Raw genomic sequence first — 13,050 nt, forward strand, 5'->3', positions numbered from 1 at the left:
CGGTATGCCAGTGGAATATGGAGCCAATGGTGCCTGAGCAGAAGTGCGCCCGGTGGAACAGTGCGGTGCACCGGGCAGGACAGTGGGACGATCCTGGCAGACGCATTCCGCTCAAATTTGAATCAAATCAGGCCCTGGCGCTTATCAGTATTGCGCTGTTAGCTATTATTTTAATAGCTCTGCACCTTTTAATGAACCGCCACCGGTGCCCCTGCACCAGACGGCTGCGCAGGCCGCAGCACCAGGCCGCCCAGCAACGCCGCCACGAGCGAGCCCCCGGCCGCCGCCCAGAAGGCCAGCTGGTAGCCACCGTTCAAGGCCATCTGCACCGATGCGCCCGCCTCGCGCAGCGCGCCCGTGCGTGCATCGGCCAGACTGGCCAGTACGGCCAGGCCCAGCGCGCCACCCATCATGAAGGCAGTGTTGACCACGCCGGATGCCAAGCCCGAATCCTCGGGCTTCACGTCGCCCATGGCTGCCAGCAGCAGCGGGTTGAGCGCAATGCCCGCCCCCACGCCCAGCAGCAGCATGCCGGGCAGCACGTGCAGCGCAAACTGGCCGTCCACGGGCGCCAGTGCAAACAGCACCAGACCCACAGTGGCCAGCAGCAGGCCCCAGCCCAGCGTGCTGCGGATGCCGTAGCGCATCACCACCCAGGCCGACAGCCCCAGCGAGCAGGCCGCCATGATGAGGTTGGACGGCAGGAACGCCAGGCCCACCTGCATCGCGTCGTAGCCCAGCACCAGCTGCATGTACAGCGCCGACAAAAAGAACCACGCAAACATGCCTGCGGCCCACAACACCCCCACCACGTTGGAGATGGCCAGATTGCGCAGCCGCAGCAAGGCCAGCGGCACCAGCGGCGCAGCCACATGCGATTCGATGTACAGAAACACCAGCAGCAGCACGGCCGATGCGCCCAGCAAGCCCAGCGACTGCAGCGAGGTCCAGCCCGCCTCGTTGCCGTTGACGATGGCGTACACCGCCAGCATCAGCGATGCGGTGATGGTGACCGCGCCCGCCACATCCAGCCGCTGCCCGTGGGCCTGCCCCTTGCCGCCCGGCAGGAGCACCAGGCAGGCCGCGTAGATCGCCACGCCCACGGGGATGTTGACGAGAAAGATCCAGTGCCAGCTCAATGTACTGGTAAGCACACCGCCCAGCAGCACACCAATGCTGCCGCCCCCCGCGCAGACAAAACCATAGACCCCCATGGCCCGCGCGCGCTCGCCGGGCTCGGTGAACAGATTCATGATGAGCGACAGCGCCACGGCCGACACCACGGCCCCACCCACGCCCTGCACCGCACGCGCCGCCACCAGCAGCCCCTGCGTGTGGGCCAGCCCACAGGCCAGCGACGCGAGGGTGAACAAGGTGATGCCCGCGAGGAACAACCGCCGGTGGCCATACAGATCCCCCAGCCGCCCGCCCAGCAGCAGGCAGCCGCCAAAGGTCAGCATGTAGGCATTGACCACCCACACCAGCGACGTTTCGGTAAAGCCCAGATCGGCCTTGATGCTGGGCAGCGCCACGTTCACGATGGTGGTGTCGAGCACGATCATCAGCTCGCCCAGGCACAGCAGGATGAGCGCTGGCCAGCGTGCGCGGCCTTCGATGGAGAGGGTCATGGAGGTCAATGGGAATGTGGAAAGCGCAGAAGACGCGCCCCACAGTTTGTCACGCGCGGCGGCGGCAACTGGCGCGGCGCAAGGCCAGTGCACCCGTGGATCTGGCTCCGCCAGTCCACCGGGTGCGTCCCCCTTCAGGGGGAAGCCGCGCAGCGGCTCAGGGGGTTCTTACGTACTTTGCTTGCATGAACTGGTTCCAGCTCCCGTCGGGCTGCTGACCAAACGAGGTGAGCGTGCGCTCGTTGGCGCTGACGATGGTGATCACGTCGCGGTAGCGGGCGGTTTTGCCGTCGTCCTTGAAGCTCGGGCCTTCAGTCTCCAGCGTCAGCACCTTCTGGTCGGCATCCAGCGTGCCACGATAGACCCACATGTGGGCCATCATCGAGCCCACCCAGGTGCCCAGAAACTCTTTCTTCTCGGGGTCGTAGCCCAGCGTCATCTGCATGCGGGCCTCGCCGCCACCGGGCATGGTGCCGGTGCCTTCGAGGATCACCCACAGGTCGCCCAGCGCGCGCCCGTGTTCAGTGCCGTGCGACTGCTCGGACGGCTGGCCGGGGTCCGCGTCGCAGTTGGAGGTGCTGGTCCAGTCGCCCAGCAGTTGCTGCAGCCAGCGGTGCATGGCATGGGGTTCGGGATTCATCATGTCGGTCTCCTTGGTGTTGAAGAGGTTGGCAAGAGCACGTGCCGACCCGAGGGGCTACACCGCTTTGCCGTCGTAGTGGTGCACCGGCACGGCATCCAGGTCCACGCCATCCAGGCAACGCAGGTTGACCGCCGCCACCCGGTTGCCTTTCGGGTCCACGCCTTCGCCAAAGGGATGAATGCCGCAGGCCGGGCAAAAGCGGTGCTGGATCACATGCTTGTGAAAGGTGTAGGTGGCCACGTCGGCCTCGGGGGTGGTCAGCCGCAGCGCGTCGCGTGGCACAAACCACAGCAGCGACCCGCGTCGGCCGCACATGCTGCAGTTGCAGGCCAGGCCGCTGTCGATGGTGCCTTCCACCTCAAACGCCACCTTGCCGCAATGGCAGCTGCCTTGGTATCGGGTCGCGCTCATTGTGGTGCCACCACCATCCACGCCACGCCGAAGCGGTCCGCCACCATGCCGAAGGCGGGTGAAAAAAAAGTCTTGCCCAGGGGCATTTGCACCTGGCCGCCCTCGGCCAATGCATCGAACAGGCGCTTGGCCTCGGCTTCGTTCGCGGGGCTCAGCGCCAGCGAGATGCCCTGGAAGTTCGTGCTGCCCGATCCCATGCCGTCCGACGCCATCACCTGCGTCTCGCCCACGTTGAACGCAGCGTGCATCACCATCTCGGGCGTGGGGCCGGGGCCGCCGCCTTCTGCGCAACCTTGGCCGGCAGCGGGCTCGGGGTTGTCCTTGTAGCGCATGAGCATCGTGACCTCGGCACCCAGGGCGCGTCGGTAGAAATCCAGGGCCTCTTCGCAGCGGCCTTCAAACATCAGATAGGGCTCGACTTTCATGGGGCGTCTCCTTGGGGGTAAAAGCAGGCGCCCCGCCGGGGCCAAATGCCTGCCAAAGTTTCAGCAACGTGATTTCGGCGCACAATTGTGAACACCGTCCACAAACCATAACAAAGAGAATGGACGGTGTCCACGTTTCCATCGTCCATGACCGTAACCAACCGCAACACGCCGACCCTCCGCAGCACCTACCGCCATGGCGACCTGCGCCGCGCCCTGCTGGAGGCCGGCATCGATCTGGCGCGCCAGGGCGGCCCCGATGCCGTGGTGCTGCGCGAGGCCACACGCCGCGCGGGCGTGGCGCCGAATGCGGCCTACCGCCATTTCGCCAACCGGGACGACCTGCTGGCCGCCGTCCGCACGGCGGCCCTGGCGGCCGTGGCCGAGGCCATGGAAGCCGAACTGGCCCAGGTGCCCACCACCGGCACACCCACCGCGCAGGCCCACGCCAAGGTGCGCGCCGTGGGCGCGGGCTACCTGCGTTTTGCGCACGCCGAGACCGGGCTGTTCCGCACCGCCTTCGGTGGCCGCTTCACCGTGCAGCACGACCCCGACCCCGCCATGGGTGGCGCCACCGGGCTCAACCCGTTCCAGCACCTGAGCGCAGCGCTCGATGACCTGGTGACCGCAGGCGCCCTGCCGCCCGCGCGCCGCCCCGGCGCCGAATACCTGGCCTGGTCCACCGTGCACGGCATGGCATTGCTTTCCATCGACGGACCATTGCGGGGCACGCCGCAGCAGATGCTGGATGGCCTGGGACAGCGGCTGCTCGATATGGTGGAGCGGGGGATTTAACCCCGCGCCGGATGGCAGGTGCAGTGCCCACGCCGCCACAGGCCCGCAAGGTGCGCCCCATGCACAGCCTGGCGCCACACCCATTGCGCGTAAACGGTAGCGCGCGCGCCAAAAAAACCGCTCAGCAACACGCTGGGGGTGTGGTTCACCACTTCATGCCACCAGCGCGCGGGCACATAGAGCACGTCCCCGGGCTCCAGGTCCACCGCCCAGGCGTCGCCTGCAACAACACCTCGGTCCACCACGGCATCAGCATTCAGTGAAGCCAGGGCCGCCCAGCGGTCATGCTTGGCGGCAACGGCACCCAGCCGCTCCACCACCCCCGGGCGCAGCAGATAAAAGCGCTTGCGTCCCACCAGCTGCACGGCAAGGTTGTCGAGGTAGTCATTGTGCAAACCGGTGCGCGCCCCTGCAGGGCCGATCCAAGTCTGGGAGTCATGCAGCGCCCCGGGCGGAAACAGCTCTTGCGGGCGCACATCGGCGCGCAGCGGTGTGAAGGTGCCCAGCAGGTCAAATTCCTTGAGGTACATCGGCACCTTGCCGGTGGCAGCGGGGCCTTGCAAGGACTGGAGATAGGCGCCCAGGGTGGAAGACTGGAACACCGTGGCGCCCAGCTCGCGGTTGCCCTGTACCAGCCGCACGGGCAGGTCGGGGGCCAGCGCACCCAACCGCTCCCAGGTCCATTGCGCCACGGCTGGCCAATGGGCTGCGCGCTGGCGAAACACACAGGGCTCGCGGCGGCCGATGGCCTCGGCCACGGAACCTGCCTGCACGGCCAATGGCTCCCACGCGCCTTCATGGCCCGCCATCACAGCACCCTGGCCAGGCAGCGTTCCATCCCGCGCAGCCAGGACAACGGCACATGTCGCCACAGCGGAGCCAGGAAGGACAGCGGGATGCGCCCCCGCACCACCACCCCGTAGTCCAGCGACGCTGCATGCGGAAAGTAGCCCGCCTTGCAGGCCACGATGGTCTTGAAGCCCTTTTTCCAGTAGTAACGCAGCTGCGGGTCTTGCGGCCCACCCCGGCGCATGGCGTAGACGTACGACTCGACCGGGGCATGGGGCTCCCCCCTGCGCCAGCGGGCGAGGCCCGGCGCGGGCGAGCCCAGGTAGATCTGGCGCCAGCCGGCCTTCAGCGCACGTGGCCAGAAGAACGCAAAGATCGCCTCCACGCCTTGCGGGCTGATGCTGCTCAGACTGATGCCGAACAGGTCACGGCTGGATTGCCCCCCGTCATGGCTGCAAATCTTCGCGCAATCTGCCCAGGTGCGGGCACTTTGCAACTGCACCGCTGAAATGGGCTTGAGGAACAGCGAGGCCAGTGCCTCGCCCGTGCGCGGGCAGAACGCCCCCATGCACAACTGCGGGTGGGCCGCGATGCGCTGCGCCATGGCGTCTGCATCGGCAGCCTGGCCGTCGCTCCACTTCTTGTGCTCCAGCACCAGCAAGCGGGGGATGTCGCAGGCCTGCAGCGGGCGCACTTCGATGCGTGCCTTCTCTGCGTTTCGGCCCACCTGCGAGGCTGGCGCCAGGCGGTGCATCGGCAGCCCGTAGCCCAGCCACCCCACCGCCATGCGGGCCAGACCCACGGCCTGTCGCAGCACAAAACCCGCCACAGACCGGGCACCACCGAGCCAGCCCAGCCGGCCTTGCGCGCGGTCGGTCTGAAAAAAGTCCCAGGTGTGGCGCGCCACATCCCCCAACAGGATCAGGGACGCCAGCACATACAGCGCCATGCGGCGCCCGTAGCCCACCCGACCCACCTCACAGAGCATGCGCAACGCCACACCATGGTGTGCCACCTCTTCTTCGCAATGCCAGCGCCACAGGCTGGACTGGCGGGACGCGTTGTGAACCAGCCATCCCTCGCCGCGCAGCGCATGGCGTGAGACCAGCGCTGTCAGGTATTCAAGTGCCGCCGCCAGGGCCAGTCGCTCCCTCCAGGACAGCGCATGCTCCAGGCCCTGCACGGCGCGTTCAATGCGCGCCTCCAGGGCTATGGCGTTGTAGCCCTGGGCCGCCAACTGCGCGTTGTACAAGCGGTGCGCCCGCTGGTGGGCACGCTCTTCGCGCACGAACTGCGCCACCTCGTCCTGCAACGGTGCGCCTTCGGGCAGGTGCGTGGCAGCATCTTCCATCGCCCGGATCACAAACTGCTCCCCCGAGGGCAGCAGCAACGACAACGCATTGAACAAATACGAACGAAAAGGGGTCTGGTTCCAGAACCGCTCGGACTCCCCTGGCACCACCATCACTGTTTGCATCACCGCAGACCATTGGTTAAAGCCTGCCGAAGGTATTGAAGGTGCATGTCGCCCATGTGACACCATCCACAAATATCGGTACGGCGGCTGCAGCGGCGGGGCACGGTCTGCGTTGACGTGCCTGCTCGTTTTTTTTTGACGCTTTTATACCTTTGCCGCTTATCTACAAAGCGTAGACAGCTACAAGTTAGATAGCATTTTCCATCCAGCCCCAGTCACGGCAACCCATAAAGCTGCGCTGTGGCCCTCACCCGTGCCACCAGCGCGCGGCGCAACGCAGCAGGCCGCAGCACCTCCACCTGCGGGGACAGCCGCATGAGTTGCCCACAGGCATGCTCCACCGATTCGATGGGAATGGTCACGGCCACGCGACCGTCATTGCGGCGGGGCGGCGGGGCGGCCGCCACCGCGCGTGCCACGGCACGGCTGAGCGCGCGCAGCCCTTTGAGCCCTGATGGCGTGGCCAGCAGGGCCGCCTCGCCGGTGTAGAGCCCCGCTTCAAAGCGCTGGATCGACTGCGCCCAATAGCCGGCCAAGTCAAACCGCGCAGGGCGGCGCACCGGCGTGGCCAGCGCCGTGGCCACCCGGATGTTCGACACGCGGTAGGTGCGTGGCCCGCCCTCCGCAGAAGCGGCCGCGCCCGCAGGCACAGCCACCAGGTACCAGACCCCTGCCTTGAGCACCAGGCCCAGCGGGTTCACCGTGCGCTCCACCGTGTCGGCCCAGCTTTCGTAGCGCATCGCAACCTGGTGCCCGCTCCACACGGCGGCGGCCACGGTGGGCAGGTGCGGCGTGGGATCGCTCTCGCGGTACCAGTCCACCGGGTCGAGGTGCAGGCGGGTGCTCACGCGCTGCGCGTCCTCGCGCCACGACGCGGGCAGCGACGACAACAGCTTGAGCCGCGCCCCCTCCACATCGCCGCCCAGGCCGAGTTCCTGCGCGGGGCCGGGCAGGCCACTCAAAAAGACGGCCTGCGCCTCCGACGGTGTGAGCCCCGTGAGCGTGGTCTTCCAGCCCGGCAGCAGCGCAAAACCGCCATGGCGCCCGCGCTCGGCGTAGATCGGCACACCGGCCGCGCTGAGCTGGTCCACATCGCGGTACAGCGTGCGCACCGAAACCTCCAGCGCCTGGGACAACGCCTGTGCGCTCATGCGGCCCTGGGTTTCGAGCAGCATCTGAAGGGAAAGCAGGCGGCTGGCGCGCATGGGGAGTCAGTTTGTGTGGTGCGGCTAAGAATTTTTAGTCGCTTGAGGCAATGGCGAAAGATAGCGCAAATACCTGCCATAGGTTGGCAGGTATTGCGGCGCAGACTGCAGCCTGACTGTTGAAACCACCCCACCAGGAGCCCGCATGCCCGACACCGCCATGGCCACGCGCCACACATCCGTCCCCATCACTGCCGCCGCCGTCGTTGCCGACGACTGCCCCATCGTCGAACTGCGCCAGTACACGCTGCACGCGGGGCAGCGCGATGTGCTGATCGACCTGTTCGACCGCGAGTTCGTGGAGACCCAGGAGGCGCAGGGCCTGCGCGTGCTGGGCCAGTTCCGCGACCTGGACCGGCCTGATCAGTTTGTCTGGCTGCGCGGCTTTGGCAGCATGGAGGCGCGCCGCCAGGCGCTCGAAGCCTTCTACAGCGGCCCCACCTGGGCCGCGCACCGCAACGCCGCCAACGCCACCATGGTCGACTCCGACAACGTGTTGCTGCTGCGCCCCGCGTGGCCTGGGGCGGCAGGCGCGCTGCCGCAGCACGCGCGCCCCGCGGCTGGTGCCAGTGGCTCGGCCCCGGGCGTGCTGGCCGCCACGGTGTTCCACCTGCACGAGGCCGCCACACCCGCGCTGCTGGACTTCTGCCGCCACCGCATGGCCCCCACGCTGCAACGCGGTGGCGCGCGCCACGTGGCCTGGTACTGCACCGAGACCAGCGCCAACACCTTTCCCCGCCTGCCCGTGCGCGAGGGCGAACACGTGCTGCTGGGGCTGGCGCTGTTCGGCCGCGAGGCCGCGCTGGAGGCTTTCACCGACAGCGCCGCATGGGCGCGCGGTGTGGCGCCGGGCCTTGCACCCTGGTTGGCCCGCGCGCCCGAAATCCACCGCCTGCAGCCCACCGCCCGCTCTGCGCTGCATGCCTGACGTCCCCCCGCTCGCCTTGCCGATGAAAGAACCCGCCATGACCACGCCGAACCTCATCACCATTCCCTCGCCTGCCGAAGCCCCCAGCGCCGCACGCGACTTCGACTTCCTCCTGGGCCCCTGGCGCATCCGGAACACGCGCCTGGTGCACCGGCTGCAAGGCTGCAACGACTGGGAAGTGTTCGATGCCACCGGCACCGCCCACGCCCTGCCTGGCGGCATCGGCAACTGCGACGACTTCACGCCCCTGGCCTGGAAGCCCGGCTTCGTCGGCATGACGCTGCGCGTGTTCAACCCGGTATCGAAGCGCTGGAGCATCTACTGGCTCGACAACGCCACGGGCGGCCTGGACCCTGCCACCGGCCTGCTGCAGTCACCCGTGGTGGGCGGCTTCCAGGACGGCGCAGGCCTCTTTGAAGGCGAAGAAGTGTTCGAAGGCCGCCCGGTGCGCGTGCGCTTCGAATGGTCGCAAAAGCACAGCGGCGCGCCGCGCTGGCAACAGGCGTTTTCGGACGACGGCGGCACCACCTGGGAGGTGAACTGGGTGATGGAGTTTTCGCGCCCGACGTAAGCCTCGCAGCACGCAATCAGGTCGTTCAGTGCGCGGCCGACATCACCTCGGCCAGCCAGTCCACGAACACCCGCACGCGTGGCGAAAGCTGGCGGCTGTGCGGATACAGCACGGACACCGGCATGGGCGCGGGGCGAAACGGCGCCAGAACCTCGCACAGGCTGCCATCGGCCAGCCGGGGCGCGATGTGGTAGCGCGGCACCTGGATCAGCCCCAGGCCCGCGGCGCAGCAGGCGTGATAGGCATCGGCATCGCTCACGGCCACGGGGCCCTTGAGCTGCACGCTCCTGGCCACGCCATCCACAATGAAGTCAAAAGGCAGCGGCTTGCCCGTGCGCTGCGAGAGGAAGTTGACGGCACGGTGCCCGCGCAGCGCGTCCACCGTGGTGGGCGTGCCGTGGCGCGCCAGGTACTCGCGGCTCGCGCAGGTCACCTGCGGCAACAGCGCCACACGCCGCGCCACCATGGTCGAGTCGCGCAGCTCGCCGCCGCGCAGGACACAGTCCACGCCTTCGCGCACCAGATCCACCAGCCGGTCACCCATGCCGATCTCCAGTTCCACATCGGGGTAGCGCATGCAGAACTCGCCGATGCGCGGCAGCACGAAGTGCCGCGCCAGCGTGCCCTGCAAATCCACGCGCAGCTTGCCGCGCGGCGTGCTCACGGCGTTGCCGAACGCGGTTTCGGTTTCTTCCAGGTCGGCCAGCAGGCGCTGGCAGCGTTCGTAGTACGCCTGGCCGTCGGGCGTGGTGCTGACGTGGCGCGTGGTGCGCTGCAGCAGCCGCGTGCCCAGGCGCTTTTCCAGGTCCTGCACGGCCAGGGTCACGCTCGCGCGCGGCAGCTGCAGGTCTTCGGCCGCGCGCGTGAAGCTGCCCAGCTCGACGATGCGCGTGAAAAGCTGCATGGATTGAAAACGGTCCATCACGAAAGGGCTTCTGGCTGTGAGCGATTGTTGTGTTCAGCTGAACAGTGATGGCAATTTTAGGTATTTATCAATTCTGACAACAACAGAACAATGCCTCCATCCCTGGCGCCGCCCACCCGGCGCCCCAATCACCGCACCAGGAGCCTTGCCATGCACCCGATCACCACCACCCCTTTTCAGGCGTCGACCCCCGCGGGCCCGCGCGTCGCCCTCGTCACCGGTGCATCGCGTGGCATCGGCGCCGCCATTGCCCACCGGCTCGCGCGCGACGGCTTTCGTGTGGTGGTCAACTACGCGGGCCGCGCCGCGGACGCACAGATGGTGGTGCAGGCGATCACGGCGGCGGGCGGAGAGGCCATCGCGGTGCAGGCCGACGTGGCCGACAGCAGCGCCGTGCGCCAGTTGTTCGATGCCACCGAGCAGGCCTTTGGCCGCGTGGACGTGCTGGTCAACAACGCGGGCGTGATGCCATCCACCCTGCCGCACCTGGCGCAGACGGACGATGCCACCTTCGACCGCCTGGTCGCCATCAACATCAAGGGCACGTTCCACACCCTGCGCGAGGCCACGCACCGGCTGCAGCCCGGGGGGCGCATCGTCAACTTCTCGAGCAGCCTGGTCGGCACGGCCCTGCCAGGCTATGCCGTGTACGCGGCCACCAAGAGCGCGGTGGAGACCCTGACCAGCGTGCTCGCCAAGGAACTGCGCGGCCGGAACATCACGGTGAACGCCATTGCGCCCGGCCCCACAGCCACCGCGCTGTTCCTGGACGGCAAGACGCCCGAGCTGATCGAGCGCCTGGCCCAGGCCAACCCGATGGAGCGCCTGGGCACGCCCGAGGACATCGCCAACGCAGTGGCCTTCCTGGCCGGGCCGGATGGCGGGTGGATCCATGGGCAAACGCTGCGGGCCAATGGCGGGATGGTGTGAGCGTCTGCTTTTCCATAAAAATGGCCACTACCGCTTTATCCCATTGCGGTGAATGCTATCAAAAGAGAAGCAATTAACCACGCCTACGCAGTCACTGCCTGCGCGGCCTCGTGCGCCGGGAAGTCCGTGGACGCTGCCACGGCCCGCCACTGCGCGGTTTCTTGCGCCACGAAGGCGTGTGTGTCGGCAATGGTCTGCAGCGTGTCCGTGCCCAGCGGCAGGCGCAGCGGCGGCGTGGGGCTGGCCACCAGCTTCATCACGGCCTGGGCCAGGCGCACGGGGTCGCCAGGCTGGTTCAGGTTGATGCGGCGCGCCGCTTCGCGCACGGCACCCGCGCTGGCGGCGTAGTCGTCCAGCACGCACGGCGCCACGGCCAGCGAGGCGCCGTCGAGGAACTCGGTGCGGAAATAACCGGGCTGCACTGCCGTGGCATGGATGCCCAGCGGGGCCAACTCGGCATGCAGCGCCTCGGTCAGGCCTTCCACCGCGAACTTGGTGGCGCAGTACACGCCAAAACCTGCGCTGGAACGCACCCCCCCCAGCGACGAGATGTTGATCACGTGCCCTGCGCGGCGCGCGCGCATGGCGGGCAGCACGGCCCGGGTCACATGCAGCAGGCCGAACACGTTGGTGTCGAACAGGCGCTGCACTTCGTCGGCCGTGGATTCCTCCACCGCGCCCAGCAGCCCGTAGCCCGCGTTGTTGACCAGCACGTCGATGCGGCCAAAGTGCTCCAGCGCGGCGCCCACAGCGTGGCGCGCCTGGGCTTCGTCGGTCACGTCGAGCGCCACAGGCAACAGTGCGTCGCTGGGGCCCAGGCGCTTTTCAATCGACGCGGCATCGCGGGCCGTGGCGACCACAGCGTCGCCCTGTGCGAGCGCGGCCTCGGCAATGCGGGCACCAATGCCGCGCGAGGCGCCGGTGATCATCCAGACACGGGGGAAGGAGGAGGAAGGGATAGCAGTCGAAGCGGTCATGTCGGAAGTCCTTGAAAGGGATTGGGAACGGGGTTCTGGCAAACGCAACACGCAGAGATGCTGAGGCGCGGCCATGGAGGTGAACTTTAGGCAGACCATTGCCATCGCACTAGCCCATAATTGCTGACTTTATTTACAAGCAAAACTTGCCAATCTCTCGAAACGGACACCATGGCCATCAATGAACTGCGTGCCATTGCCACGTTTGCCAAAGCCGCCGAACTGGGCAGCCTGCGGCAGGCCGCCTCGGCCCAGGGCATCACCCCGCAGGCCGCCAGCCTGGCGCTGGGGCAGCTCGAATCGCACCTGGGCGTGCGGCTGTTCCACCGCACCACGCGCAGCCTGAGCCTGACCGAGGAGGGGCGCCAGTTTCTGGAGGCTGCGCAACCGGGCCTCTCGACCCTGCAGCGGGCGGTGCACGGCGCACGGCGCGGGCGCGAGGAGATTGCGGGGCCGCTGCGCATCGTGGCGCCGCGCTCCGTCATGCTGGAGGTGGTCTGGCCCGTGCTCGACGCGTTCTGCCGCCGCTACCCGCTGGTGGAGCCCGATGTGCAGCTGGACGATCGCATCGGCAACTGGGTGGAGGACCGGGTGGACGTGGGTTTTCGCTCAGGCTACCCCCCCGAGGGCGGGGTGATTGCGCGGCGCCTGATGGCGCTGCAGCTGGTGGCGTGCGCCACGCCGGACTACCTGGCCCGCCATGGCACACCCACCCGCATCGAAGACCTTGCGCAGCACCGCTGTAGTGGGTTTCGCCACCCCAGCACGGGCAAGCCCATGCCCTGGGAGTTCCAGGTGGGCGATGACATCGTGGCCCATGCCATACCGCCTGCGTTCTGCGTCAACGACATCGAGCTGGAAGCCCGCGCCGTGCTGGGCGGCCACGCCATCGGCCAGCTCGTTGGCGTGACGGCGGCGCCACTGGTGCGCAGCGGACAACTGGTGCCGGTGCTGACCGAATTCGTGCCCCAGCACCTGGGCCTGTACGTGTACTACGGCAGCCGGGCGGCGCAGCCGGCCCGCGCACGCGCCTTCATCGATCTGGCGGTGGAGATGCTGGCAGACAACCCGGCGTTCGGCCTGAGCGCGCAGGAGCTGCGGGGCACGGCCCCAAGGCCCCGGCGGCGCAAGCCCTCGTTGGCCTGAACGGGCACATGTAGCTCGCGCCGCCACATGCAGCCGTGCGCCCCCAAGCCGTGTTGGCGCACCGCTTCTTCGCCTGGGAAAGGGGCGATTGCTGGCCATTCGGCAAACAGTCCGTTGTGGAAAAGGGTATTTATCGCTTTCGCCGCGCGCCCTACAGTGACTTGACTGCCCGAGAGGCGGAAGCAACGCACCGGATTCAC

Annotated in this window: 14 protein-coding genes; 5 read left to right on the forward strand and 9 right to left on the reverse strand. The window is 67.7% G+C overall.

Features of this window, described 5'->3' with window-relative positions; all coding sequences use genetic code 11:
• Nucleotides 1–188: 188 nt before the first annotated feature.
• The 4 genes from ASE52_RS15585 to ASE52_RS15600 all read right to left on the reverse strand — a co-directional run bounded on the left by ASE52_RS15585 (nucleotide 189) and on the right by ASE52_RS15600 (nucleotide 3,107).
• A complete protein-coding gene (locus tag ASE52_RS15585) occupies nucleotides 189–1,628 on the reverse strand; it encodes an MFS transporter (protein WP_057227411.1) in 1,440 nt (479 codons plus the stop codon).
• Between the two features lie 157 nt (nucleotides 1,629–1,785).
• A complete protein-coding gene (locus ASE52_RS15590) occupies nucleotides 1,786–2,271 on the reverse strand; it encodes a DUF1579 domain-containing protein (protein WP_010464403.1) in 486 nt (161 codons plus the stop codon).
• A 54-nt stretch (nucleotides 2,272–2,325) separates the two neighbouring features.
• Nucleotides 2,326–2,682, reverse strand: a complete 357-nt coding sequence (locus ASE52_RS15595) for a GFA family protein (RefSeq protein WP_010464405.1) — start codon at nucleotides 2,680–2,682, stop codon at nucleotides 2,326–2,328.
• Nucleotides 2,679–3,107, reverse strand: coding sequence for a VOC family protein (locus tag ASE52_RS15600; RefSeq protein ID WP_010464407.1), 429 nt, complete (start codon nucleotides 3,105–3,107; stop codon nucleotides 2,679–2,681). Before ASE52_RS15600 ends, ASE52_RS15595 begins: the two co-directional genes overlap by 4 nt.
• Nucleotides 3,108–3,254: 147 nt before the next feature.
• On the opposite strand from ASE52_RS15600, the gene ASE52_RS15605 reads away from it, so the two are divergent.
• Entirely contained in the window at nucleotides 3,255–3,902 is a 648-nt protein-coding gene (locus ASE52_RS15605; RefSeq protein ID WP_057227412.1) for a TetR/AcrR family transcriptional regulator, read from the forward strand.
• Here the strand turns inward: ASE52_RS15605 and ASE52_RS15610 are convergent.
• The 3 genes from ASE52_RS15610 to ASE52_RS15620 form a co-directional block, all read right to left on the reverse strand.
• A complete protein-coding gene (locus ASE52_RS15610) occupies nucleotides 3,899–4,711 on the reverse strand; it encodes a cupin-like domain-containing protein (protein ID WP_057227414.1) in 813 nt (270 codons plus the stop codon). The genes ASE52_RS15605 and ASE52_RS15610 overlap by 4 nt on opposite strands.
• The gene (locus ASE52_RS25200; protein WP_158004167.1) at nucleotides 4,711–6,168 is read right to left on the reverse strand and encodes a metal-dependent hydrolase; all 1,458 of its coding nucleotides are present in this window, start codon (nucleotides 6,166–6,168) and stop codon (nucleotides 4,711–4,713) included. Before ASE52_RS25200 ends, ASE52_RS15610 begins: the two co-directional genes overlap by 1 nt.
• A gap of 215 nt (nucleotides 6,169–6,383) precedes the next feature.
• On the reverse strand, nucleotides 6,384–7,373 hold the full coding sequence (locus tag ASE52_RS15620; protein WP_057227416.1) for a WYL domain-containing protein: 990 nt from the start codon (nucleotides 7,371–7,373) through the stop codon (nucleotides 6,384–6,386).
• Nucleotides 7,374–7,518: 145 nt separating this feature from the next.
• Here ASE52_RS15620 and ASE52_RS15625 point away from each other — a divergent pair, with 145 nt between their 5' ends.
• Together ASE52_RS15625 and ASE52_RS15630 are read left to right on the forward strand one after the other, a co-directional pair.
• Nucleotides 7,519–8,301, forward strand: a complete 783-nt coding sequence (locus ASE52_RS15625; protein ID WP_057227418.1) for an NIPSNAP family protein — start codon at nucleotides 7,519–7,521, stop codon at nucleotides 8,299–8,301.
• 37 nt (nucleotides 8,302–8,338) lie between these two features.
• The gene (locus ASE52_RS15630; protein WP_057228458.1) at nucleotides 8,339–8,872 is read left to right on the forward strand and encodes a hypothetical protein; all 534 of its coding nucleotides are present in this window, start codon (nucleotides 8,339–8,341) and stop codon (nucleotides 8,870–8,872) included.
• A 25-nt stretch (nucleotides 8,873–8,897) separates the two neighbouring features.
• Here the strand turns inward: ASE52_RS15630 and ASE52_RS15635 are convergent, their stop codons facing one another.
• A complete protein-coding gene (locus tag ASE52_RS15635; RefSeq protein WP_010464416.1) occupies nucleotides 8,898–9,794 on the reverse strand; it encodes a LysR family transcriptional regulator in 897 nt (298 codons plus the stop codon).
• A 153-nt stretch (nucleotides 9,795–9,947) separates the two neighbouring features.
• On the opposite strand from ASE52_RS15635, the gene ASE52_RS15640 reads away from it, so the two are divergent.
• Nucleotides 9,948–10,727 (forward strand): SDR family oxidoreductase, encoded by a 780-nt coding sequence (locus tag ASE52_RS15640; RefSeq protein WP_057227420.1) that lies wholly within the window; start codon nucleotides 9,948–9,950, stop codon nucleotides 10,725–10,727.
• Between the two features lie 83 nt (nucleotides 10,728–10,810).
• On the opposite strand, the gene ASE52_RS15645 is transcribed toward ASE52_RS15640, so the two are convergent.
• Nucleotides 10,811–11,704, reverse strand: coding sequence for an oxidoreductase (locus tag ASE52_RS15645; RefSeq protein ID WP_057227421.1), 894 nt, complete (start codon nucleotides 11,702–11,704; stop codon nucleotides 10,811–10,813).
• A gap of 171 nt (nucleotides 11,705–11,875) precedes the next feature.
• Between ASE52_RS15645 and ASE52_RS15650 the strand changes: the two genes are divergently transcribed.
• On the forward strand, nucleotides 11,876–12,850 hold the full coding sequence (locus tag ASE52_RS15650) for a LysR family transcriptional regulator (RefSeq protein WP_057227423.1): 975 nt from the start codon (nucleotides 11,876–11,878) through the stop codon (nucleotides 12,848–12,850).
• Nucleotides 12,851–13,050: the final 200 nt, after the last annotated feature.

It is taken from the genome of Acidovorax sp. Root275 (assembly GCF_001428965.1).
GTDB lineage: Bacteria > Pseudomonadota > Gammaproteobacteria > Burkholderiales > Burkholderiaceae_C > Acidovorax > Acidovorax radicis.